The organism is Streptomyces sp. NPDC107517 (assembly GCF_055582645.1).
The window spans coordinates 577,095-599,110 of the sequence record NZ_JBVJPM010000002.1 but is presented as its reverse complement, the minus strand read 5'-3'; the positions used below and the strand labels follow the sequence as shown (position 1 = coordinate 599,110).

General features: G+C 72.4%; 22 protein-coding genes and 1 pseudogene. 7 read left to right on the top strand and 16 right to left on the bottom strand.

Annotated features, from left to right (window positions below; all coding sequences use genetic code 11):
- Positions 1 to 96 precede the first annotated feature (96 nt).
- Both hsaD and hsaA read right to left on the bottom strand, forming a co-directional pair.
- Positions 97 to 957 carry a 4,5:9,10-diseco-3-hydroxy-5,9,17-trioxoandrosta-1(10),2-diene-4-oate hydrolase gene (hsaD, locus tag ACZ67T_RS06465; RefSeq protein ID WP_469981887.1) on the bottom strand — a complete coding sequence of 287 codons (861 nt, stop codon included), beginning with the start codon at positions 955 to 957 and terminating at the stop codon, positions 97 to 99.
- Complete coding sequence (gene hsaA, locus ACZ67T_RS06460) at positions 954 to 2,138, bottom strand: 3-hydroxy-9,10-secoandrosta-1,3,5(10)-triene-9,17-dione monooxygenase oxygenase subunit (protein ID WP_469981885.1); 1,185 nt, start codon at positions 2,136 to 2,138, stop codon at positions 954 to 956. The genes hsaD and hsaA overlap by 4 nt, the downstream gene beginning before the upstream one ends.
- Before the next feature lie 251 nt (positions 2,139 to 2,389).
- Between hsaA and ACZ67T_RS06455 the strand changes: the two genes are divergently transcribed.
- Both ACZ67T_RS06455 and ACZ67T_RS06450 read left to right on the top strand, forming a co-directional pair.
- Entirely contained in the window at positions 2,390 to 3,097 is a 708-nt protein-coding gene (locus ACZ67T_RS06455; protein WP_469981884.1) for an HAD family hydrolase, read from the top strand.
- Between the two features lie 294 nt (positions 3,098 to 3,391).
- The gene (locus tag ACZ67T_RS06450; protein ID WP_469981882.1) at positions 3,392 to 4,261 is read left to right on the top strand and encodes an IclR family transcriptional regulator; all 870 of its coding nucleotides are present in this window, start codon (positions 3,392 to 3,394) and stop codon (positions 4,259 to 4,261) included.
- Between the two features lie 81 nt (positions 4,262 to 4,342).
- Here the strand turns inward: ACZ67T_RS06450 and ACZ67T_RS06445 are convergent, their stop codons facing one another.
- From ACZ67T_RS06445 to ACZ67T_RS06410, 8 genes are all read right to left on the bottom strand, one after another.
- Positions 4,343 to 5,329 carry a 2Fe-2S iron-sulfur cluster-binding protein gene (locus tag ACZ67T_RS06445; RefSeq protein ID WP_469981880.1) on the bottom strand — a complete coding sequence of 329 codons (987 nt, stop codon included), beginning with the start codon at positions 5,327 to 5,329 and terminating at the stop codon, positions 4,343 to 4,345.
- The gene (locus tag ACZ67T_RS06440) at positions 5,322 to 5,549 is read right to left on the bottom strand and encodes a hypothetical protein (RefSeq protein WP_469981878.1); all 228 of its coding nucleotides are present in this window, start codon (positions 5,547 to 5,549) and stop codon (positions 5,322 to 5,324) included. Before ACZ67T_RS06440 ends, ACZ67T_RS06445 begins: the two co-directional genes overlap by 8 nt.
- Positions 5,549 to 6,682, bottom strand: coding sequence for a Rieske 2Fe-2S domain-containing protein (locus tag ACZ67T_RS06435; protein WP_469981876.1), 1,134 nt, complete (start codon positions 6,680 to 6,682; stop codon positions 5,549 to 5,551). Before ACZ67T_RS06435 ends, ACZ67T_RS06440 begins: the two co-directional genes overlap by 1 nt.
- 17 nt (positions 6,683 to 6,699) lie before the next feature.
- The gene (gene dmpG / locus ACZ67T_RS06430) at positions 6,700 to 7,725 is read right to left on the bottom strand and encodes a 4-hydroxy-2-oxovalerate aldolase (protein ID WP_326776245.1); all 1,026 of its coding nucleotides are present in this window, start codon (positions 7,723 to 7,725) and stop codon (positions 6,700 to 6,702) included.
- On the bottom strand, positions 7,722 to 8,621 hold the full coding sequence (locus ACZ67T_RS06425; protein ID WP_469981874.1) for an acetaldehyde dehydrogenase (acetylating): 900 nt from the start codon (positions 8,619 to 8,621) through the stop codon (positions 7,722 to 7,724). The genes dmpG and ACZ67T_RS06425 overlap by 4 nt, the downstream gene beginning before the upstream one ends.
- Before the next feature lie 34 nt (positions 8,622 to 8,655).
- Entirely contained in the window at positions 8,656 to 9,438 is a 783-nt protein-coding gene (locus ACZ67T_RS06420) for a 2-keto-4-pentenoate hydratase (RefSeq protein ID WP_469981872.1), read from the bottom strand.
- Positions 9,439 to 9,618: 180 nt separating this feature from the next.
- Positions 9,619 to 10,566, bottom strand: a complete 948-nt coding sequence (locus ACZ67T_RS06415; protein ID WP_469981870.1) for an SDR family oxidoreductase — start codon at positions 10,564 to 10,566, stop codon at positions 9,619 to 9,621.
- 1 nt (position 10,567) lies between these two features.
- Positions 10,568 to 11,323, bottom strand: coding sequence for an SDR family oxidoreductase (locus tag ACZ67T_RS06410; RefSeq protein WP_469981868.1), 756 nt, complete (start codon positions 11,321 to 11,323; stop codon positions 10,568 to 10,570).
- Between the two features lie 88 nt (positions 11,324 to 11,411).
- Between ACZ67T_RS06410 and ACZ67T_RS06405 the strand changes: the two genes are divergently transcribed.
- From ACZ67T_RS06405 to ACZ67T_RS06385, 5 genes and pseudogenes are all read left to right on the top strand, one after another.
- Positions 11,412 to 12,221 carry an enoyl-CoA hydratase family protein gene (locus tag ACZ67T_RS06405; RefSeq protein WP_469981866.1) on the top strand — a complete coding sequence of 270 codons (810 nt, stop codon included), beginning with the start codon at positions 11,412 to 11,414 and terminating at the stop codon, positions 12,219 to 12,221.
- Positions 12,218 to 13,069: pseudogene (locus ACZ67T_RS06400) on the top strand (CoA transferase subunit A); the annotation flags it as partial. The gene ACZ67T_RS06405 and the pseudogene ACZ67T_RS06400, both read left to right, overlap by 4 nt.
- 111 nt (positions 13,070 to 13,180) lie before the next feature.
- Complete coding sequence (locus tag ACZ67T_RS06395) at positions 13,181 to 13,891, top strand: CoA-transferase subunit beta (RefSeq protein WP_469982283.1); 711 nt, start codon at positions 13,181 to 13,183, stop codon at positions 13,889 to 13,891.
- A gap of 11 nt (positions 13,892 to 13,902) precedes the next feature.
- Positions 13,903 to 14,952, top strand: coding sequence for an NAD(P)H-dependent flavin oxidoreductase (locus ACZ67T_RS06390; protein WP_469982282.1), 1,050 nt, complete (start codon positions 13,903 to 13,905; stop codon positions 14,950 to 14,952).
- 27 nt (positions 14,953 to 14,979) lie between these two features.
- Positions 14,980 to 15,891 (top strand): tyrosine-protein phosphatase, encoded by a 912-nt coding sequence (locus tag ACZ67T_RS06385; protein WP_469981864.1) that lies wholly within the window; start codon positions 14,980 to 14,982, stop codon positions 15,889 to 15,891.
- 94 nt (positions 15,892 to 15,985) lie between these two features.
- On the opposite strand, the gene ACZ67T_RS06380 is transcribed toward ACZ67T_RS06385, so the two are convergent.
- The 6 genes from ACZ67T_RS06380 to ACZ67T_RS06355 form a co-directional block, all read right to left on the bottom strand.
- Positions 15,986 to 17,686 carry a DEAD/DEAH box helicase gene (locus tag ACZ67T_RS06380; RefSeq protein ID WP_469981863.1) on the bottom strand — a complete coding sequence of 567 codons (1,701 nt, stop codon included), beginning with the start codon at positions 17,684 to 17,686 and terminating at the stop codon, positions 15,986 to 15,988.
- A 154-nt stretch (positions 17,687 to 17,840) separates the two neighbouring features.
- A complete protein-coding gene (locus ACZ67T_RS06375; RefSeq protein ID WP_005318814.1) occupies positions 17,841 to 18,044 on the bottom strand; it encodes a cold-shock protein in 204 nt (67 codons plus the stop codon).
- A 199-nt stretch (positions 18,045 to 18,243) separates the two neighbouring features.
- Entirely contained in the window at positions 18,244 to 19,401 is a 1,158-nt protein-coding gene (locus ACZ67T_RS06370) for an acetyl-CoA C-acetyltransferase (protein WP_469981861.1), read from the bottom strand.
- 13 nt (positions 19,402 to 19,414) lie between these two features.
- Positions 19,415 to 20,035, bottom strand: coding sequence for a TetR/AcrR family transcriptional regulator (locus ACZ67T_RS06365; protein WP_100592289.1), 621 nt, complete (start codon positions 20,033 to 20,035; stop codon positions 19,415 to 19,417).
- A gap of 36 nt (positions 20,036 to 20,071) precedes the next feature.
- The gene (locus ACZ67T_RS06360; protein ID WP_469981860.1) at positions 20,072 to 20,857 is read right to left on the bottom strand and encodes an SDR family oxidoreductase; all 786 of its coding nucleotides are present in this window, start codon (positions 20,855 to 20,857) and stop codon (positions 20,072 to 20,074) included.
- Positions 20,854 to 22,002, bottom strand: coding sequence for an acyl-CoA dehydrogenase family protein (locus ACZ67T_RS06355; RefSeq protein ID WP_469981859.1), 1,149 nt, complete (start codon positions 22,000 to 22,002; stop codon positions 20,854 to 20,856). Before ACZ67T_RS06355 ends, ACZ67T_RS06360 begins: the two co-directional genes overlap by 4 nt.
- Positions 22,003 to 22,016: the final 14 nt, after the last annotated feature.

Here is a 22,016-nt window from a genome sequence, read left to right as displayed (position 1 = left end):
CTGGTGACTGGTGACTGGTGACTGGTGGCTTGGCTGGTGGCTGGTGGCTCGTGACCAGCGGCTGGTGACGTGTGGCCGGCGACCGGCGGCTGGTGACTAGTTGCGGAAGAAGTCGACGGCGAGGCGGTTGAACTCGTCGAACCGCTCGGTCTGCGCCCAGTGGCCGCAGTGCGGGAAGACGTGCAGGCGTGCGTCCGGGATGGTCTTGAGGGCGACCAGGGCGCCGTCGAGCGGGTTGACGCGGTCCTCGCGGCCCCAGGTGAGGAGGGTGGGCGCGGTGATGCGGTGGGCCTCGCGCCACAGCATCGTGTCGGCGGGCCACTTGGCGAAGGACGCGGCCATGCGGTCGTTGCCGAGCTTGGCCTCGGGGTCGACGGCCTGCGCGTAGCGCTCCTCGACGAACGCGTCGGTGACGATCGAGGCGTCGTACGCGAGGGTGGTGAGGAAGTCGCGCATCATGGCGCGGGTCGGCTCGCCCGAGCCGTTGAACGCGAAGAGCTTCTTGATGCCCTCGGTCGGATCGGGCGCGAACAGGTTGACGGAGATGCCGCCCGGGCCCATCAGGAGGAGCTTGCCGACCTTGTCCGGGTGGTCGAGGGCCATCCGGGTCGCAGTGCCGCCACCGAGGGAGTTGCCGACGAAGTGCGCCTGAGGGATGCCCAGTTCATCCATGAGGGCGGCCACGGCGTCGGCCGCGAAGGAGAAGAAGTCCTTGGTGAGCTCGGGCTTGCCGGAGGCGCCGTAGCAGGGCTGGTCGATCAGGAGGGTACGGAAGTGCTCGGCGAACACGGGCAGGTTGCGGCCGAAGTTGGACCAGCCCGAGGCGCCGGGGCCACCGCCGTGCAGCATGATCACGACGGGGGCGTCCGGGGCGTCGGGGCCCGCCTCGTGGTAGTGGAGCGTGAGGCCCGCCGCCTTGACGGTCCGCGAAGTGCTCTGGGCAGTCAGGGTGTTCACAGCATCGTGTCCTGGATGTCGAGGCCGAGGGCGCTCTGGCCGGAGAGGAGGAGGGCGCGCTCGGGGTCGTTGGCGGCGTGGCCGCGGCCGGTGTGGACGTCGCGCCAGGCGCGCTGCACCGGGTTGGGGCCGGTGCGCATGGCGCCGCCGCCCGCGTTCTCCATGAGCAGGTCGACGGCGGCGACGGCGCGTTCGGTGGCGAGGACCTGGTCGCGGCGGGCGCGGGCGCGCAGCGGCATCGGGAGTTCCTCGCCGCGCTCCGCGCAGGCGTACAACTCGGCGATGTTGCGCTGGAGCTGAAGGCCCGCGGCGTCGATGTCGGAGGCGGCGCGGGCGATGCGGACCTGTGCGAAGGGGTCCTCGGCGACCTGCTGGCCGTAGGAGACGCGGAAGCGCTTGCGGGTGGCCTCCACGTACGAGTCGAGGGCGCCCTCGGCGATGCCGACGATGGGGGTGGAGATGGTGGTGGTGAAGATGGCGGCGTACGGGAGGCGGTAGAGCGGCTCCGGGTTGACCGCGTGGCCCGGCACGTTCAGGGCCGTGACCGGGCCGAAGCTGAGGGCGCGGTGTTCGGGCACGAACACGTCCTCGCACACGACGTTGTTGGAGCCGGTGCCGCGCAGGCCGACGGTGTCCCACACGTCGTCGATGCGGTACTCGGCGCGCGGCACGAGGAACGTCCGCATGTCGACGGGCCGGCCGTCCGCGTCCATGACGAGGCCGCCGAGCAGCGCCCAGTCCGCGTGGTCGCAGCCGGAGGAGAAGCTCCAGGAGCCGCTGATGCGGAAGCCGCCGTCGACGGGGGTGACCTTGCCGGTCGGGGCGTACGAGGAGCAGATCCGGGTCGACGGGTCGGCGCCCCACACCTCTTCCTGGGCGCGCGGGTCGTAGAGCGCGACGTGCCAGGGGTGGACGCCTACGACGGACGCGACCCAGCCGGTGGAGCCGCAGGCCCGGGCGATCTCGCGGACGGCGGCGTAGAAGACGGCCGGGTCGGCGGCGAATCCGCCGTGGGCCCGGGGCTGGAGGAGCCGGAAGAAGCCGGTCTGCTCAAGGTCCTTGACCGACGTGTCGGGCACCTTGCGCAGCGCCTCCGCCTCGGCGGCGCGTTCACGCAGCGCCGGCGCGAGGGCGCGGACCGCTTCGAGTACGGCTGCTGCGGTGGCCGGGGATTCGCTCATGCGGGAGCCCTCTCCTGGGTGCGGGTTCGAGTGGCTGGACCGTACGCCCGCCTCCCGCGGGCCGAGAACGGGTGGTTCCCGCTGAGCGGGAACCACGGCGGGTTCCCCTGCTGTCGCCTGTGGGCTGCCCGGATGGCGCGCCCCGTTCACCGACCTGTCATGCCGGGCGACCGTAATGAGAGGGTCGGCCTTCCCGTCGGCCTTTCCGGTCGGCTTTCACGTCGGCCTGTCCCTTCGGCTTCTGGAGCACTGTGAACACCCCTCGCGCCCACGCCGGCGCGCCCACCCGCGCGCTGCCTGTCGAACCCTCCGCTCTCCAGGCGGTGCTCTTCGACATGGACGGCACGCTCGTCGACACCGAGGACATGTGGCTCGAGGTCGTCGAGGCCGTGTCCGTGCGCCACGGCCGCCCCCTGGACGAGGAGGGCCGCGCCGCGGTGCTCGGACGCTCGGTCGAGGACGCGGCGGACCTTCTGTACGAGTCCCTGGGCGCGCCCCGCGAGGACCTCGCGGACGAGCTGGGCAGGGACTTCACCGCCCGGATCACCGAGGGCGCGCCGCCGCGGCCCGGCGCGCTCGGGCTGCTCGCCGCACTGCGCGCGGCGGGGGTCCCGACCGCCCTGGTGTCGGCGTCGCCTCGCGCGGTGGTGCGCCGGATCGCCGCGTCCCTCGACGGACACGTCTTCGACGCGGTGTACGGGGCCGAGGACACGCCGCGCACGAAGCCGGCGCCGGACCCGTATCTCGCGGCGGCGGCGACCCTCGGCGCGGAGCCCGCGCGGTGCGTCGCGGTGGAGGACACCCCGACGGGGGTGGCGTCGGCGGAGGCGGCGGGGTGCGCGGTCCTCGCGGTCCCGTCGGTGCGGCCGATCGCCCCGGCCCCCGGCCGCACGGTCGTCGCCGATCTCACGGGGGCCGATGTGGGGCTGCTGCGCTCGCTCGTGGCGGGCGCGGCGTAACGGCGACGGGCGCGCCGAAGGGGCGGCGCGACGGCGACAGGCGTACCTCGCGGGGGCCGCGCCACGGCGACAGGCATACCTCGCGAGGGCCGCGCCACGGCGACAGGCGCATCTCCGGGCACGCCCGGAGATGCGCCTGAAGGTCTGCCCGTGGATACACCCAGAGGTATGCCGAACCGAAATACATAGCTCCCGGCTCTTCCCCTGGGTCGCGGGCGCATGGCAAGGTCGGCGCGAGGTCGTCAACGCGCCCGCAATGTCGCGGATGCGCCCTGTTGTCCTGGGGGTTCAACCATGCCCGAGCAGACCGGGTTCGTCGGGGGCGCCGCGCCCTCGCTCCTGGAGAAGGCCGCGAAGGTGCTCGGCGCCTTCGACGGCGCGCAGCCGCGCCTCTCCCTCACCGAGGTGATCCGGCGCTCCGGAATCCCCCGGTCCTCCGCCCACCGCATCCTCGACCAGCTGGTGCGGCTGGGCTGGCTCGACCGGGAGGGCCGGGACTACCGGATGGGCATGGGGATGCTCGAACTGGGCGCGCTCGCCGCCCACCACAACCGGCTGCGCCGGGCGGCGCTCCCCCGGCTGCACGCGCTGCACGAGTCGACCGGGCATCTGGTGCACCTGTACGTCCTCGACGGCGCCGACGTGGTCTGCCTGGAGCGGATCGGCGGCCTGCACGACACGTCGGTGCCCTCACGGGTCGGCGGCCGCATGCCCGCGTACTGCACGGCCGCCGGCAAGGCGGTCCTCGCGTTCAGCGACCCGGCCACCGTCGAAAGCGTCCTCGCGCACGGGCTGCGCCCCCGCACACCGCGCACCCTCACCCATCCGACCGCGCTGCGTTCCGCGCTCGCCGCGGCCCGCGACCGTGGCGTCGCCTTCGACCACGAGGAGAGCCACCGCGACGTCGTCTGTGTCGCGGCCCCGCTGCGCGGCGCGGGCCGGGCCGTCGCCGCGATCTCGCTGTCCGGCAAGGGCCTGGCGGCCCAGCGCGACCTGGAACGCCTCGCGCCCGCCGTGCTCGCCTGCGCCCGCACGGTCTGGCGCGACCTGTACGGGCCCGGGCGTGCGACCCGCTCGGCGCCGCCCCCGAGCTGCGCACCGGGCGTCTCCGAACAGGCGATGGACAACATGATGGGGTGGCTGCGGACGAGCGAGTGGATGTAGCGGGCGGGTCCGCTCCTGAGGGGCCGGCCCGCCTCGTCCGCGCGGGCCGGGCGCCTCAGAGGCGGACCCGGCCCGCGCGCCTCAGGAGTACGTGACCCCCACCGCGTCCGACACCGGCAGTGCCTGGCACGCGAGTACGTACCCCTCGTCGAGGTCCCGCCGGTCGAGCACCTCGTTGCGCGCCATCGTGACCTCCCCCTTGGTGACCCGGCAGCAGCAGGCGCTGCACGCGCCCTCGCGGCACGAGAAGGGGGCGTCGACGCCGGCGGCGAGCAGTGCGTCGAGCAGGGGCGTACCGGCGGGCCACGCCACTTCCCGCTCCTCGCCGTCGAGTTCCACGTGCAGCCGGTGACCGTCACCGGCCGGTTCGACCGGGTCCGCCCGCTCGGCGAACACGTCGTCGCCGAGCGAGAAGTACCGCTCCCTGCGCACGGACCGGCCGCCCACCGCCCGTAGCGCCTGCTCGGCCGCGTCCATCAGGGGCGCAGGGCCGCACAGATAGGCGTCTCGGCCCGCGTACGGGGCGAGGGGTGCGCGCAGGGCGGCGGCCGTGGGCAGGCCCTGGAGGGTCTCCAGCCAGTGCACGACGGTGAGCCGGCCCGCGAACTCGACTCCCAGGAGCCGGAGTTCCTCGCGGAAGACGACCGACTCCTCGTCGCGGTTGGCGTACAGGAGGGCGACCCGGCCGCGGCCCGCGGCGAGGGCCGACTTGGCGATGGAGACGACGGGGGTGATGCCGCTGCCGCCCGCCACGAGCAGCAGGTCCCCGTCGAGGTCGGGCGGCGTGAACGTGCCGGCGGGCGGCAGGACCTCCAGTTCGTCGCCGGGTGCGACACGTTCGCACATCCAGCCCGACCCGACTCCCCCGGCGACCCTCTTCACCGTCACCTTCATGGGCTCGCCGGTGTGCGGGGAGCTGGCCAGCGAGTAGCAGCGAGCCCCGCCACCCGGCAACCGTACGGTCATGAACTGACCGGGGCTGTAAGGGAGTTGCGCGTCCAGGACGAGGGAGACCGCATCGGCCGTCTCCCGTATCACCTCGGCGACCCGGACCCTCACGCTAGGCATCCGCGACCTCCAGGAGCCCGCTCGCGACCGCCACGTCGATGCTCGCCCGCAGCGGCGCACAGCCCCGTACCCGCGCGCTCAGCTCGCCGGCCGCGACGCGCTCCGCGATGATCGGGCAGACCGCGGCCGCCTCCTCGGTCCACTGGATCTGCGTGTGGGCGGCGCTGAACTTCTCGCACAGGACCTGGTTTCCGCAGGCCCCGCACTGCACCGGCCGCATCAGTCGGCCTCCCGCCGGGCGAGGTTCTCCTCGACCTCCGCGCGCCAGGCGGCGGTCGCGCGCTCGGTGTCGATCTCGAACTCGAAGCGCCGCACCATCTCGTCCTTGACGTCGCCGGCATCCACGTAGAACTGCTCGTACCAGCGCCGCAGTTGATAGACGGGGCCGTCCTCCTCGGTGAGGAGGGGGTTGTCGATGCGGGTCTTGTTCCGCCAGATCTCGACGTCCTGCTCGAAGCCGACCGCGAGGCCCTCGGAGGTGAGCCGGGCGGCGTCGGCGGCCTGCTCGTCCGTCATGCCGGGCAGCTTCCTGACGATCGCGCCGTACATGAGCATGAAGCTGTTCTCGTCGATCGGGTAATGGCAGTTGATGAGGACGGACTCCATCTCGACGCCTCCCCCGACATCGCTCCACAGCTTGTCGATCATGTATGAGGGGCCGAAGTACGAGGCGTCGGAGCGCAGGCCGCCGCCGGTCGACAGCGTGCCGAGCTCGACGTCGCCGCGCGGCGTGGACTCCATGTACTGGGTGGCGACATGGCCGTCGAAGATGTTCTTGAAGTAGTTCGGGAACGCGTAGTGGACGTAGAAGAAGTGCGCCATGTCGACGACGTTGTCCACGATCTCGCGGCAGTTGGAGTTCTCGACGCGCAGCGCGCTCCAGGACCAGTCGGACCACTCGGGGCTGCCGAAGCCCTCGATCTCCGGGATGGTGACGCCGGGCGGGGGCTCATCGCCCTCGGGGTCGTGCCACACGTAGAGCTGGCCGTTGCGTTCGAGGGTGGTCCAGGCGCGGGTCCTGGCGCGCGGCGGGACGCGTCGCGCGTACGGGATGCCGGCGCAGCGCCCGTCGCCCGCCCAGCGCCAGTCGTGGAACGGGCAGGCGACGGCGTCGCCCTTGACGGTGCCGTGGGCGAGATTGCCGCCCATGTGGGGGCAGTACGCGTTGAGGACGTGCAGGCAGTCGTCGTCCTCCCCCCGGAATACGACGAGCTTCGTGCCGAACGCCTCGATCTCGTGCGGGCCGCCCTCACGGAAGGCGGTGGTCAGGCCCAGGCAGTGCCAGCCGCGGGCGTAGCGGGCCGGCGGTGCGGCGGCCTCGATGACGCGGACCTCTTGCTGCTGTGCGGTCATGTCGCGTGTCCTGCCCTTCAGTCGCGTGCCGCGAGTTCGACGGCGATGTCGATGAGCTGGTCCTCCTGGCCGCCGACGAGGCGGCGTTCCCCGGCGCGCAGCAGGATCTCGGCGCCGGAGACGCCGTAGCGCTCCGCCTGCCGGTAGGCGTGCTTGAGGAAGCTGGAGTAGACGCCGGCGTGCCCCATCAGGAGGGACATCCGGTCGAGCAGGCACTCGTCGTCCATGACGGGCCGCACGACGTCCTCGGCCGCGTCGATGATCTTCAGTACGTCGATGCCGGTGCGCAGGCCCATCTTGTGGCAGACGGCGGCGAACGCCTCGACGGGCGTGTTGCCGGCGCCCGCGCCGAGCCGCCGCGTCGAGCCGTCGATCTGCAGCGCTCCGGCGCGCACGGCGGCCACGGAATTGCCCACGCCCAGGCCGAGGTTCTCGTGTCCGTGGAAGCCGACCTGCGCGTCGTCGCCCAGCTCGGCGACGAGCGCGGACACCCGGTCGGTGACGTCGTCCATCACCAGGGCGCCGGCCGAGTCGACGACGTACACGCACTGGCAGCCGGCGTCGGCCATGATCCTGGCCTGGGCGGCGAGCCGCTCCGGGGTTGTGGAGTGCGCCATCATCAGGAATCCGACGGTCTCCAGGCCCATCTCCCGCGCGAGGCCGAAGTGCTGGACGGAGATGTCGGCCTCCGTGCAGTGCGTCGCGATGCGGCACACGCTCGCGCCGTTCGCGTGCGCGGCCCTGATGTCGTCCTTCACGCCGAGGCCGGGCAGCATCAGGAACGCGATGCGCGCCTGCCGCGCCGTGTCGACGGCGGCCTTGATGAGCTCCTGCTCGGGCGTCTTCGAGAACCCGTAGTTGAAGGACGAGCCGCCGAGGCCGTCGCCGTGCGTGACCTCGATGACGGGGACGCCCGCGCCGTCGAGGGCGCCGACGATGCTGCGTACGTCGTCGGCGGTGAACTGGTGCCGCTTCGCGTGCGAACCGTCGCGCAGCGAGGAGTCGGTGACGCGGATGTCGAGCGTCTCGGAGTACGGCTTCACTTGCGGATCCCCTTCGCGAGCTCCTCGCCGACCTTTGTCGCGGCGGCGGTCATGATGTCGAGGTTTCCTGCGTACGGCGGCAGGAAGTCGCCCGCGCCCTCCACCTCCAGGAAGATCGCGACGCGCGCCATCCCGCCGTTCATGGGTGAGGGGTCGTCGAACTGCGGTTCCGTGCGCAGCCGGTAGCCGGGTACGTATGTGGCCACGCTCTCGGCGATCTCCTTCACCGAGAGGGTGATCGCGTCCCGGTCGGCGTCCTCGGGGATGGCGCAGAAGACGGTGTCGCGCATGATGACGGGCGGCTCGGCCGGGTTGAGGATGATGATCGCCTTGCCGCGCGCGGCGCCGCCGATCTCCTCGATGCCGCGGGACGTCGTACGGGTGAACTCGTCGATGTTCGCGCGGGTGCCGGGCCCCGCGGACACCGAGGCGACGGAGGCGACGATCTCCGCGTACGCGACGGGCACGACGCGTGAGACCGCGTACACCATGGGGATGGTGGCCTGGCCGCCGCAGGTGATCATGTTGATGTTGGGCGCGTCGAGATGCGCGGTGAGGTTCGCGGGCGGGACCACGGCGGGGCCGACGGCGGCCGGGGTCAGGTCGATGGCCCTGATGCCGAGTTCGGCGTAACGGGGGGCGTTGGCGCGGTGGACGTAGGCGCTCGTCGCCTCGAAGACGAGGTCGGGCCGCTCGTCCTGGGCGAGCAGATGCTCGACGCCCTCGTGGCTCGCCTCGACCCCCAGCTTCCGCGCCCGCGCGAGGCCCGCGCTGTCGGGATCGACGCCGATCATCCAGCGCGGCTCGATGTACGGGGAGCGGTGGAGCTTGTGGAGCAGGTCGGTGCCGATGTTCCCGGAGCCGACGATCGCGGCGGTGGCCTTCTTCGCAGTCATACGTACCTCAGCAGAGTCAGCGGACCCGTCGGGGTCATCGGAACGAGAGCGATACGGCGCCGAGTCCGGTGAACTCGGCGGTGTAGGTGCGGCCCGCTTCGACATCGACGGCGCGGGTGCAGGAGCCGGGCAGGATGACGTGCCCCTTGCGCAGGGGCACGCCGAAGCGGGCGACGGTGCGGGCCAGCCAGGCGACGGAGACGGCGGGGTCACCGAGCACGGCGTCACCGCGGCCCTGTGCGAGCTCGTCGCCGTCACAGGTGAGCCGCGCCTCGACGGCCTTCAGGTCGAGGCCGCTCGGGTCGCGTCCCTCGCCGATGACATATCCGGCGGACGAGGCGTTGTCGGCGATCGTGTCGGCGATCGTGATGCGCCAGTCGGCGATCCGGCTGTCGATCAACTCCAGGGCGGGCACGACGCGTTCGGTCGCGGCGAGGACGTCGGCCGGGGTGCAGCCCTCGCCCGGCAGGTCGTCGCCGAGCACGAATCCGATCTCGACCTCGACACGGGGCGCGCAGTAGCGGACGGTGTCCACGGGCTGGTCCTCGCGCAGCTCCATGTCGTCGAGGAGATGACCGTAGTCGGGCTCGTCGACGCCCATCATGCGCTGCATCACCGGCGACGAGAGGCCCACCTTGTGCCCGGTGACCTGGGCACCCAGGGCGGTCCTGTGCCGGATGTTGATCAGCTGGATCTCGTACGCGTCCTCGGTGCCGATGCCTTCGAACGCGCCGGCCAGGGGCGCGACGGGACTGCGGCCGAGCTCGGCGCGACGCAAGCGCGCGGCGGCCTCCTGCCGACTGCGGACGTCAAGCATCTCGGCTCCTTGGGGTGGCGGTCTGACCCGCGGTGCGGTGCACCGCGGTGGGCCAGACGGTAGGTCGGAGCCGGGACGTGGAGGGAGGCCGGATTCCCGCTCAGCGGGAAGGTGACGCGGCTCAGCGGGAAGGTGCCGGCGGGCCCGTAGGGGCGGGGGCACGCCCCTACGGGGGCGGCTTCACCCGCTCCCGTACACCGCCCCCGGAACCTCCGCCCTGCCGAGGAGTTCCCTCGCCGCCTCCCCGGCCTCGGCCGGGGTCCAGCGTGCCGCCTTGTCTGCGGTGGGGCCCGGACGCCAGCCCTCCATGACCGTGATGCGGCCGGCCTCCGCCTCGAAGACGCGGCCGGTCACGCCGTCGCTCGCGGCGGAGCCGAGCCACACCACCACCGGCGACACGTTCTCCGGGGCCATCGCGTCGAAGCCGTCCTCGGGGGCGGCCATCGTGTCGGCGAACGTGCGCTCCGTCATGCGGGTGCGGGCCGCCGGGGCGACCGCGTTCACCTGCACCCCGTACCGCCCCATCTCCGCCGCGGCGACCAGGGTCAGGCCCACGATGCCGGCCTTCGCCGCGCTGTAGTTGCCCTGGCCCACGGAGCCGAGCAGCCCCGCCCCCGAGGACGTGTTCACGACCCGGGCCGAGGGTGTCCTGCCCGCCTTCGCCTCCGCGCGCCAGTGCGCCGCCGCGTGCTTCAAGGGCAGGAAGTGGCCCTTGAGATGCACCCGCATGACCGCGTCCCAGTCGTCCTCGTCGAGGTTGACCAGCATCCGGTCGCGGAGAAAGCCGGCGTTGTTGATCAGCGTGTCCAGGCGCCCGAAGGTGTCGAGGGCCGTGGCGACGAGGGACGCGGCGCCCTCCGTGGTCGCGATGTCCCCGCCGTGGGCGACCGCCTCGCCGCCCAGGGCCCGTATCTCCTCGACCACTTGGGCCGCCGGACTGTCCGGCGCCGGAGCCCCGTCCAGGCCCACCCCCAGGTCATTGACCACGACGCGTGCGCCCTCGGCGGCGAACGCCAGCGCGTGCGCGCGCCCCAGGCCACGCCCGGCCCCCGTGACGATCACGACTCGCCCCGCGCACAGCCCCGAACCTGCACCCGCACCCATGTCCGCTCCCGTGCCCTTCTCCATGTCACGCCTCCTTGTTGACAGTTGCCGCGTCCAGGAACGCCGGTCGCTCCCCGCCTCCGTGCACCAGGAGGCTCGCCCCCGTGATGTACGACGCCGCGTCCGAGGCGAGGAACACCGCCGCGTCCCCGATCTCCGACGGCTCGGCGAGGCGGCCGATCGGCACCGTGCGCCCCACCGCCGCCACGCCTTCCTCGTCCCCGTAGTGCAGATGGGACAGCTCGGTGCGCACCATCCCGAGGACCAGCGTGTTCACCCGTATCTCGGGCGCCCACTCCACCGCCATCGAGCGCGCCAGGTTCTCCAGGCCCGCCTTGGCCGCCCCGTAGGCCGCCGTGCCCGGCGAGGGTCTCGCGCCACTCACGCTGCCGATCATCACGACGGCGCCGCGTGTGCGCCGCAGTTGCTCCCGCGCGGCCAGCGACGCGGTCATCGGCGCCGTGAGGTTGAGCTCGACCACGCGCGCGTGCCGCTCCGCGTCGGACTCGCCGAGCAGCCGGTACGGCGTGCCTCCCGCGTTGTTCACCAGCACGTCCACCCGGTCGAGGCCCGCGAAGAAGCGCCGTACGGCCGGACCGTCCCGCAGGTCGACCGGTATGAACTCGCAGCCGGGCAGCGGCTCTTCGGGGGGTCTGCGCGCACACACCACGACATCCGCCCCCGCCCGCACGAACGCCGCCGCGATCCCGGCCCCCACGCCCCGCGTGCCCCCGGTGACGACCGCGACCTTCCCTCTCAGGGGCCTTGAGCTCAGATTCATGTCATCCACCCCAGGTCCATTCCGCTCGTCCCCATCGCCTGCTACCTTCCTACCAAACAAACGTTAGGTGGAAAGGTAGCTGAACGCCATGGGTGTCTCCACCTCCTCACCCGAAAAGGGGATCGCCGTCGTCACGGTGGACTTCCCTCCGGTCAACGCGCTGCCGGTGCGGGGCTGGTACGACCTGGCCGACGCCCTGCGCGCCGCGGGCCGGGACCCGGACGTGCGCTGCGTCGTCCTCGCCTCCGAGGGCCGGGGGTTCAACGCGGGCGTCGACATCAAGGAGATGCAGCGCGACACGGCGTCCGGCGGCCACAGCGCCCTCATCGGCGCCAACCGCGGCTGCTACGAGGCCTTCGCGGCCGTGTACGAGTGCGAGGTGCCGGTCGTCGCCGCGGTGGGCGGCTTCTGCCTGGGCGGCGGCATCGGCCTCGTGGGCAACGCGGACGCGATCGTCGCCTCGGACGACGCCACGTTCGGCCTCCCCGAGCTCGACCGCGGAGCGCTCGGCGCCGCGACGCATCTCGCCAGGCTCGTGCCGCAGCACCTGATGCGCGCCCTGTACTACACCTCGCGCACGGCGACGGCGCAGGAACTGCACGCGCACGGTTCCGTCTGGAAGGTCGTGCCGCGGGCCGGACTCCGGGCCGCCGCACTGGACCTGGCCCGCGAGATCGCCCGCAAGGACGGCTCGCTCATCCGCCTCGCCAAGGCCGCGATCAACGGCATCGACCCCGTCGACGTACGCCGGAGCTACCGCTTCGAGCAGGGCTTCACCTTCGAGGCGAACCTCAGCGGCGTCGCGGACCGCATCCGCGACACGTTCGGCACCGACGCAGGCACAGGCACGGACACTGCCGCAGGCACGGACACGGCAACCAAGGGGGAAGCCAAGTGACGGACAAGACCATGACGCCCGAGGACGTCGTCGCCCGCCTGCGCAGCGGCATGACCATCGGCATCGGCGGCTGGGGCTCGCGCCGCAAGCCCATGGCCCTCGTGCGGGCCCTGCTGCGCAGCGACGTCACGGATCTCACCGTCGTCGCGTACGGCGGCCCGGACGTCGGCCTGCTCGCCGCCGCCGGGAAGATCCGCAAGCTGGTCACCGCCTTCGTGACCCTCGACTCGATCCCGCTCGAACCGCACTTCCGCGAGGCCCGCCAGCGCGGCGCGTTCGAGCTGACGGAGGTCGACGAGGCGATGTTCATGTGGGGCCTGCACGCCGCGGCGAACCGGCTCCCGTTCATCCCGGTGCGGGCCGGCATCGGCTCCGACGTCATGCGGGTCAACCCCGCGCTGAGGACGGTCGGTTCGCCGTACGAGGACGGGGAGACGCTGGTCGCGATGCCTGCGCTGCGGATGGACGCGGCGCTCGTCCACATGAACCGCGCGGACCGGCACGGAAACGGCCAGTACCTCGGCCCCGACCCGTACTTCGACGACCTGTTCTGCGAGGCGGCCGACACGGCGTACGTGTCGTGCGAGGAGCTGGTGGAGGGATTCGGCGACGTCGGGGACGCCGTTCCGCAGACCCTCCTCGTCAAGCGGCACGCGGTCACCGGCGTGGTCGAGACGCCGAACGGCGCGCACTTCACGTCGTGCGCCCCCGACTACGGGCGGGACGAGGCATTCCAGAAGCTGTACGCGACGACGCCCTGGCCCGAGTTCGCCGAGCGCTTCCTGCCGGCGCGCGGAGACGAGAAGAGCTACCAGGAAGCCGTACGGGCCTGGCACGCGGAGCAGGAGGAGCACGCGGGGCCGGCCACCGGCGCGGCCACGCACACACCTGCGACCGTAACGGCGACGGCAACCACCCCAGGGACGACCACCACCCCCACCCGCGCCGAATACTGCGTCATCGCATGCGCCGACGCCTGGCGCGACAGCGGTGAGATCCTGGCGAGCCCCATGGGCCTGATCCCGTCCGTCGGGGCCCGCCTCGCCAAGCGCACCTTCTCCCCCGATCTTCTCCTCACCGACGGCGAGGCGATGACCGTGCGTCTCGACGGGGAGCCGGAGGGCTGGCTTCCGTACCGTCAGCACCTCACCATGGTCACCGGCGGCAGGCGCCACGTGATGATGGGCGCGAGCCAGATCGACCGGCACGGAAACCAGAACATCTCGTGCATCGGCGACTGGGACCGCCCCGCCCGCCAGCTCCTCGGGGTCCGCGGCGCACCCGTCAACACCCTCAACAATCCGGTGAGTTACTGGGTCCCGAAGCACTCCGCGCGCGTGTTCGTCGAGAAGGTCGACATGATCAGCGGGGTCGGGTACGACAGCGCCGCCGCGGCGGGACCGTCGGCGACGCGCTACCACCGCATCCCGCGCGTCGTGTCGAACCTCGGCGTCTTCGACTTCGAGACGCCGGACCGCTCGATGCGGCTCGCGTCCGTGCACCCCGGCGTCACCGTCGACGAGGTGGTCGCGGCGACGGGCTTCCCGCTGGTCCTGCCGGACGGGGGCGACGTGCCGCAGACCCGCGAGCCCACCCCGGAGGAACTCCGGCTGATCCGCGAAGTCATCGACCCGAAGGGCCTGCGCGACCGCGAGGTCAGGCCCGCATGAGCGACGCGGCCATCGAGACGGCGTTCACCAAGCTGGTCGGCGTGCGCCACCCGCTGGTGCAGACCGGCATGGGCTGGGTCGCGGGCCCGCGCCTCGTGTCGGCGGCGGCGAACGCCGGGGCGCTCGGCATCCTCGCCTCCGCCACCATGACCCTCGACCAGCTCAGGTCGGCCGTGCGCGAGGTGAAGTCCCGTACGGGCGAACCCTTCGGGGTCAATCTGCGCGCGGACGCCGGTGACGCGCGGGACCGCGTGCGGGTGATCATCGACGAGGGGGTGCGGGTCGCCTCGTTCGCGCTCGCGCCGTCCCGTGACCTGATCGCCGAGCTGAAGGACGCGGGCGTCGTCGTCATCCCCTCCATCGGTGCCCGGCGGCACGCCGAGAAGGTCGCCGCGTGGGGCGCGGACGCCGTCATCGTGCAGGGCGGCGAGGGCGGCGGGCACACGGGGGACGTCGCGACGACGGTGCTGCTGCCGCAGGTCGTGGACGCCGTGGACATCCCCGTGATCGGCGCGGGCGGGTTCCACGACGGGCGCGGCCTGGTCGCGGCCCTCGCGTACGGCGCGGCCGGCGTCGCCATGGGCACCCGCTTCCTGCTCACCTCCGACTCGACCGTCCCGGACGCGGTGAAGGCGAGATATCTGGCGGCCACGGTCAAGGACGTCACGGTGACGACGGCCGTGGACGGTCTGCCGCACCGCATGCTGCGCACCGATCTCGTCGACTCGCTGGAACGGGCGGGGCGTACGCGCGCGCTCGTGCAGGCGGTGCGGCGGGCCGCCGGGTTCAGGAAGCTGTCGGGCCTGAGCTGGCCGCAGATGGTCCGCGACGGGCTGGCGATGAAGCACGGCAAGGAACTGTCGTGGAGCCAGGTCCTGCTCGCCGCGAACACCCCCATGCTCCTCAAGGCGTCCATGGTCGAGGGCCGCACCGACCTCGGCGTCATGGCATCGGGCCAGGTCGCGGGGGTGATCGAGGACCTCCCGAGCTGCGAGGAGCTCGTCACCCGCGTGATGACCGAGGCCCGGCACGTGCTCGGCACCCTGCCTACCCCAGGGTGATCCCGCTTCCCGCAAGGGAGTTCAGCGATGCCACGCACTGTGTCCAGACGCGCCGTGGTCGGCGCCGCGCTCACCACCCTGACGGCCGCGGCCGTCGCGCCCGGTGCCGCCGCGGCCGGCCGGCGTCCGTACCAGGACCCGCCGATCCGGCACATCCCGCTCCAGGGCGCGGTCAACGTGCGCGATGTGGGCGGCTGTCGGACCCTCGGCGGCGGTCGCGTCCGCCACGGGCTCGTCTACCGCGCCGATGCCCTGTCCAAGCTCACCGACGCCGACATCACGACACTCTCGGGCCTCGGTCTGCGCCGGGTGGTCGACTACCGGGTGCCGGTGGAGGTCCAGTACGACGGCGCGGACCGCCTCCCCGCCGGCCTCACCCCGGACTCGCGACCGGTGTCCGACAACGGCCTGTACGCGCAGATGATGGCCGCCATCGGTTCCAAGGACCCCGTGCGGCAGGAGGAGATGCTCGGCGGCGGCCGGGCGGCCGCCTTCATGCGGAGCGTGTATCCGCGGTTCGTGTCGGACGCGAACAACCGCGCGCGGTTCGCGGCCACACTGCGCGACGCCGCGTACGGCACCGGCGGCCGGGGCGCGCTCCTGTACCACTGCACGTCGGGGAAGGACCGCACAGGCTGGACGACGTACGTCCTGCTGCTCCTGCTCGGCGTGCCCGAACGGACCGCCGTGGACGACTACTTGGCGTCGAACACCTTCCGCGCCGCGTACGACGCGAAGGTGCGCGACGGGCTGAGGCAGTCCGGCATGATGCTCGACCCGGACCTGCTGATCCCCCTCCAGGAGGTCCGCACGGAGTATCTGTCGGCGGCCGTCGGCCAGGCGCGGGCGGACTACGGAAGCCTGGGCCGGTACGTCTCGCAGGGGCTCGGCCTCGACCTGGACACCGTCGCGGCCCTGCGCCACCGGCTGCTCGACTGACGCGAACGCGAAGAGCGACGCGAACGCGAAGCGGGGCGGTGGGGCAAGGCTGTTCGCCTCGTCCCACCGCCCCGCCGCTCAGCTGGAGTACCGCTTACGCGGCCGCGCCGCGCCCGGCGTCACGCGGACCGCGCCGCGCCCGGCCGCCGCGCCCGCCGGCGCTCTGACCGGCGCCGCCCTGCCCGGGACCGCCCTGGCCACGGCCGCCCTGGCCTCGGCCACCGGCGCCCTGGGAGCGGCCGCCCTGGACGGCCTGGCCGCGCCCGCCGCCCTGGCCGCCGCCTTCGCCGCGCCCGGCCTGCGCACGCCCGCCCTGGGCGCGCCCTGCCTGGCCGCCGCCCTGGCCGCGTCCGCTGCCGCCACGGCTGCGCCGCGGCTTGCGGGCACCGGAGGCGGCCGGAGCGGTCGGCTCCGGGACCTCGATGACGGCGGGGACGCCGGAGGGCTCCCGCGCGCCGGTGATGCGGACGAGCTCTTCGTCGGTGGACTTGACCTGGGTGGTCTCCGGGCGGATGCCCGCGTCCCGCATGAGGCGCGTGACGTCGCGCTTCTGCTCGGGCAGGACCAGCGTGACGACGCTGCCGGACTCGCCTGCGCGGGCGGTGCGGCCGCCGCGGTGCAGGTAGTCCTTGTGCTCGGTCGGCGGGTCGACGTTCACGACGAGGCCGAGGTCGTCGACGTGTATGCCGCGGGCGGCGACGTTCGTGGCGACGAGGGCCGTGACCCGGCCGTCCTTGAACTGTTCCAGGGTGCGGTTGCGCTGCGGCTGGGAGCGGCCGCCGTGCAGCGGCGCCGCGAGGACTCCGCTGGCGAGGAGCCGCTTGGCGAGCCGGTCGGCGGACCGCTTGGTGTCGACGAAGAGGATCACGCGGCCTTCGCGGGCGGCGATGCGCGCGGTGACGGCCTTCTTGTCCGTCTCGTCGAGCACGTGCAGGACGTGGTGCTCCATCGTGGTGACGGCGCCGGCCGACGGGTCCACGGAGTGGACGACCGGGTCGGTCAGGAACTGCCGGACGAGCCGATCGACGTTCCGGTCGAGCGTCGCCGAGAACAGCATGGTCTGGCCGCCCGGGGCGACCTGCTTGAGGAGCGCCGTGACCTGCGGCATGAAGCCCATGTCGGCCATCTGGTCGGCCTCGTCGAGGACGGTGATCCGCACCTCGGACAGGTCGCAGTCGCCGCGCTCGATGAGGTCCTTGAGGCGGCCGGGCGTCGCCACGACGACCTCGGCGCCGCGGCGCAGGGAGGACGCCTGGCGGGAGATCGACATGCCGCCGACGACGGTGGCCAGACGGAGCCTGACGGCGCCCGCATACGGCGTGAGGGCGTCGGTGACCTGCTGGGCGAGCTCACGGGTCGGCACGAGGACGAGGGCCAGCGGCATGCGCGGCTCGGCCTTGCGGCCGGCGGTGCGGGCGAGCATCGGCAGTCCGAACGCGAGGGTCTTGCCGGAGCCGGTGCGGCCGCGGCCGAGGAGGTCGCGTCCCGCGAGGGAGTTGGGAAGGGTGGCGCCCTGGATGGGGAACGGCTCGGTGACGCCCTGCTCGGTGAGCGTCTTCAGGAGGCCGGCCGGCATGTCGAGCTCGGCGAACGTCGCGGCCGCGGGCAGCGCGGGCGTCGTGTTCTCCGGCATCGTGAATTCCTGCGGCGGCGTGGGCCTGCGCTCGGGAACGCGGCCCTTTCCGCCGGACCTTCCGCCCCGGGAATTCCTTCCGGCGTTTCCGGCGCCCGCGTTTCCTGAAGCGGATGCGGACCGGTTGCGGGTCGGGCGGGGCGGACGTGCGGGGTTAGCCATGCGGGCATGCCTTCCTGGGCCTGGGCGGCCGGGAGCCGGTGGCCATCGACGCGTCTGCGGGCCGCCGGCCTGGGGACAGCACGGGCCGGGGCCCGCACCTTCGCGGTGCGGACCCCGGCCGTGGGGTGCGTGATCCTTGGGATCAAGCGGTGTTTCAGGCGGGGAGGATGTTCTCCGCCTGGGGGCCCTTCTGGCCCTGCGTGACGTCGAACGTCACCTTCTGGCCTTCCTGGAGCTCACGGAAGCCCGAGGTGGCGATGTTGGAGTAGTGGGCGAAGACGTCGGCGCCGCCGCCGTCCTGCTCGATGAAGCCGAAGCCCTTTTCCGAGTTGAACCACTTCACGGTTCCGGTGGCCATAACAATCTCCTTTACTGGGGCGGTACGGAAATCCGAGTCCTTCGAATCTCCAGTCGCACCATTGAGCCCCATCCGGAGTTGGCCCGGAGGACCGGCCGGAAAACAATAATGCGCCTGAGGAACATTCCCGTCAGGCGCACATAAAGTCTATGGGTACCAAAACTGCAACGTCATCGACCTTAGCACGACCGTCACGGGACTAGAGACGCTCGATGATGGTGACGTTCGCCTGGCCCCCTCCCTCGCACATCGTCTGCAGTCCGTAGCGTCCGCCTGTGCGCTCCAGCTCGTGCAGCAGGGTCGTCATCAGCTTCGCGCCGGTCGCGCCGAGAGGGTGGCCCAGCGCGATCGCTCCCCCGTTCACGTTCACCCTCTCGGGGTCCGTGCCCGTCTCCTTGAGCCAGGCGAGGACCACGGGGGCGAACGCCTCGTTGATCTCGACGAGGTCGATGTCGTCCATGGACATGCCGGTCTTCTTCAGCGCGTACGCCGTCGCGGGGATCGGCGCGGAGAGCATGCGGATGGGGTCCTCGCCGCGTACGGAGAGGTGGTGGACGCGGGCGCGCGGGGTCAGGCCGTGCTCGCGTACGGCGCGCTCCGAGGCGAGGAGCAGCGCGGCGGCGCCGTCGGAGACCTGCGAGGAGCAGGCCGCGGTGATCGTGCCGCCCTCGACGACGGGCTTGAGGCCCGCCATCTTCTCCAGGGTGGTGTCGCGGCGGGGGCCCTCGTCGACGGTGACGTCGCCGTAGGCGGCGCTCTCGCGGGCGAAGCGGCCCTCGTCGATGGCGCGGATCGCGCGCTCGTGGGAGCGCAGGGCCCACTCCTCCTGGTCACGGCGGGTGATGCCCCACTTGCGGGCGATGAGCTCGGCGCCGTGGAACTGGTTCACCGGCTGGTCGCCGTAGCGGGCCCGCCAGCCCTCGCTGCCCGCGTACGGCCCGTCGGTGAGGCCGAGGGGCTCGGCGGCCTGGCGGGAGGCGAAGGCGATGGGGATCTGCGTCATGTTCTGGGTGCCGCCGGCGACGACGAGGTCCTGGGTGCCGGACAGGACGCCCTGCGCCGCGAAGTGCACGGCCTGCTGTGACGAACCGCACTGGCGGTCGATGGTCACACCCGGGACCTCCTCGGGGAGACCGGCGGCGAGCCAGGCCGTCCGCGCGATGTCACCGGCCTGCGGGCCCACCGTGTCGAGGCAGCCGAAGACGACGTCCTCGACGGCGGCGGGATCGATCCCGGAGCGGGCGACGAGCTCCTTGAGGACGTGCGCGCCGAGGTCGGCGGGGTGGGCGGCCGCGAGGCCTCCCTTGCGCCGTCCTACGGGGGTGCGGACCGCTTCGACTATGTAGGCCTCGGCCATGACGGGTTTCCCTTCAGGGTTGGGTGGCGCGTACGGCGATGCCGTCCAGGACCATCGAGAGGTACTGGCGGGCGATCTCCTCGGGGCTGTGCTGTCCGCCGGGGCGGTACCAGGACGCGGCGACCCAGACGGTGTCGCGGACGAACCGGTAGGTGAGCCGGATGTCGAGGTCGGCGCGGAACACCTCGGCGGCGACGCCGCGCTCCAGGGTGGAGAGCCACGCCTTCTCGAACTTGCGCTGGGAGGCGGCCAGGAACTCGAAGCGCTCCTGGACGGCGAGGTGCTTGGACTCCTTCTGGTAGATGGCGACGGCGGCGCGGTGCCGGTCGATCTCGCGGAAGGACTCGGTGACGAGGGCCTCCAGGGTTTCCCTGGGGCCGAGCCGGGAGTCGAGGACGGAGTCGTATCCGTGCCACAGCTCGTCGAGGAAGGTCCGCAGGATCTCTTCGAGCATCGACTCCTTGGAGTCGAAGTGGTAGTAGAGGCTGCCCGCGAGCATGCCCGCGTGGTCGGCGATCTTGCGGACGGTGGTGGCGTTGTACCCCTGGGCGGCGAAGACCTCGGCCGCGGTGTCGAGGAGTTCGCGGCGGCGCTCGGGCGAGGCGGTCACCTGGGGCTTCTTCTTGGTAGGCACGGGTCCATTGTCGTCCTCACCGGCGCGCCCGCGGTGCTACGCATGCTGGCTGCTGACGGAGACGATCTCACCCGTCATGTACGAGGAGTAGCCGGACGCCAGGAACACGATCACGTTCGCGACTTCCCAGGGTTCGGCGTACCGGCCGAAGGCCTCCTTCTCGGTGAGTTCGGCGAGGAGTTCGGCGGAGGTGACCTTCACGAGGTGGGGGTGCATGGCGAGGCTGGGCGAGACCGCGTTGACCCGGACGCCGAACTCGGCGGCCTCGATCGCGGCGCAGCGGGTGAGGGCCATGACGCCGGCCTTGGCGGCGGCGTAGTGGGCCTGTCCGGCCTGGGCGCGCCACCCGACGACGGACGCGTTGTTCACGACGACGCCGTGGCGGCCGGTGTCGCGGAAGGCGCGCAGGGCGGCTCTCGTGCACCGGAACGTGCCGTTCAGGGTGACGTCGAGGACGCGCGACCACTGGTCGTCGGTCATCTCGACGAGGTCCGAAGTACCGCCGAGACCGGCGTTGTTGACCACGATGTCGAGGCCGCCGTGCACCTCGGCGGCCAGCGCGAACAGGGCGCCGACCTGTTCCTCGTCGGTGACGTCACAGGGCAGTGAGGCGACGTTCGCCGCGCCGAACTCGTCGGCGAGCGCCTGTTCGCTCTCCTTGAGCCTGCGGGCGTGCGCGTCGCTGATGACGACGCGGGCGCCCTCTTCGAGGAACTTGCGTGCCGTCGCCCCGCCGATCCCCGCTCCGGCGGCCGCGGTGATGACGGCCGTCCGCTCCTTCAGCAGGCCGTGGCCGGGCACGTACTCGGGCTTCGCGCTCATACCCGCGCCTCCTTGGGCAGGCCGAGCAGGCGCTCGGCGACGATGTTCTTCTGGATCTCGTCGGATCCGGCGTAGATGGTGTCGGCGCGGGAGAAGAGGAACAGCCGCTGCCAGTCGTCGAGTTCGTAGGGTTCGCCGGCGGCGATCGTGGACGCGGCGCCGCACACGTCCATGGCGAGCTCGCCGAGGCCGCGGTGCCAGGCCGCCCAGTGGAGCTTGCCGACGGAGGGATCGACGCCGCGCCGCGCGGAGGCCGCCATGGCTTCCAGGTCGATCCAGGCCTGGACGAGGCGGTCGCGAATCAGAGGGTCGGCGATCGCGCCGTTCTTCCTGGCCAGCTCCGCGAGCGCGTCCCATTCGCGGCGGAATCCGACCTGCTGGCCGAGGGTGGAGACGCCGCGCTCGAAGCCGAGGGTGGCCATCGCGATCCGCCAGCCGTCGCCGGGCTCGCCGACGACGTGGGACGCGTCGGTGCGGGCACCGTCGAAGAACACCTCGTTGAACTCGCTGGTGCCCGTGAGCTGCACGATGGGGCGTACGTCGACCCGGCCGCCCGGCTGGTCCAGGGGTACGAGGAGGTAGGACAGGCCCGCGTGCCGTCGCGAGCCGGATTCGGTGCGGGCCACGACGAAGCACCACTGGGCCTCATGGGCGAGCGAGGTCCAGATCTTCTGCCCGTCCACGACCCACTGCGACCCGTCGGGTGAAAGGGCGCCTCTCGTGCGGACGTTCGCCAGGTCGGAGCCCGCGTCCGGCTCGCTGTAGCCCTGGCACCACAGCTCCTCGACCGCGACGATCGGCGGCAGGAAGCGCTTCTTCTGTCCCTCGGTGCCGAAGGCGATGAGCGTCGGGCCGAGGAGCTGCTCCCCTATGTGGTTGACCCGGGCGGGCGCGTCCGCGAGCGCGTACTCCTCGTGGAAGGCGATCTGCTCCTCGAGACTCGCGCCGCGGCCGCCGTGCTCGACGGGCCAGCCGACGCAGGTCCACCCGTGCGCCGCCATGTGCCGCTCCCAGGCGAGCCGCCCTTCGAACGCCTCGTGCTCACGGCCCGGCCCGCCACGGCCCCTCAACTCGGCGAACTCCCCTACGAGATGGTCCGCGAGCCAGGCCCGGATCTCGGCGCGAAACTCCTCGACGCTGCTCATGGACGTACGTTAAC

Coding starts and splice junctions, on each gene's coding strand:
- ACZ67T_RS06420 (WP_469981872.1), bottom strand. CDS start 9,438: ATGCTTGACGTCCGCAGTCGGCAGGAGGCCGCCGCGCGCTTGCGTCGC.
- ACZ67T_RS06375 (WP_005318814.1), bottom strand. CDS start 18,044: ATGGCCACCGGAACCGTGAAGTGGTTCAACTCGGAAAAGGGCTTCGGC.
- ACZ67T_RS06410 (WP_469981868.1), bottom strand. CDS start 11,323: ATGAATCTGAGCTCAAGGCCCCTGAGAGGGAAGGTCGCGGTCGTCACC.
- ACZ67T_RS06435 (WP_469981876.1), bottom strand. CDS start 6,682: ATGACCGCACAGCAGCAAGAGGTCCGCGTCATCGAGGCCGCCGCACCG.
- ACZ67T_RS06355 (WP_469981859.1), bottom strand. CDS start 22,002: ATGAGCAGCGTCGAGGAGTTTCGCGCCGAGATCCGGGCCTGGCTCGCG.
- ACZ67T_RS06385 (WP_469981864.1), top strand. CDS start 14,980: ATGCCACGCACTGTGTCCAGACGCGCCGTGGTCGGCGCCGCGCTCACC.
- ACZ67T_RS06445 (WP_469981880.1), bottom strand. CDS start 5,329: ATGCCTAGCGTGAGGGTCCGGGTCGCCGAGGTGATACGGGAGACGGCC.
- hsaA (WP_469981885.1), bottom strand. CDS start 2,138: ATGAGCGAATCCCCGGCCACCGCAGCAGCCGTACTCGAAGCGGTCCGC.
- ACZ67T_RS06415 (WP_469981870.1), bottom strand. CDS start 10,566: ATGGAGAAGGGCACGGGAGCGGACATGGGTGCGGGTGCAGGTTCGGGG.
- ACZ67T_RS06405 (WP_469981866.1), top strand. CDS start 11,412: ATGGGTGTCTCCACCTCCTCACCCGAAAAGGGGATCGCCGTCGTCACG.
- ACZ67T_RS06370 (WP_469981861.1), bottom strand. CDS start 19,401: ATGGCCGAGGCCTACATAGTCGAAGCGGTCCGCACCCCCGTAGGACGG.
- ACZ67T_RS06440 (WP_469981878.1), bottom strand. CDS start 5,549: ATGCGGCCGGTGCAGTGCGGGGCCTGCGGAAACCAGGTCCTGTGCGAG.
- ACZ67T_RS06360 (WP_469981860.1), bottom strand. CDS start 20,857: ATGAGCGCGAAGCCCGAGTACGTGCCCGGCCACGGCCTGCTGAAGGAG.
- ACZ67T_RS06425 (WP_469981874.1), bottom strand. CDS start 8,621: ATGACTGCGAAGAAGGCCACCGCCGCGATCGTCGGCTCCGGGAACATC.
- ACZ67T_RS06380 (WP_469981863.1), bottom strand. CDS start 17,686: ATGGCTAACCCCGCACGTCCGCCCCGCCCGACCCGCAACCGGTCCGCA.
- ACZ67T_RS06450 (WP_469981882.1), top strand. CDS start 3,392: ATGCCCGAGCAGACCGGGTTCGTCGGGGGCGCCGCGCCCTCGCTCCTG.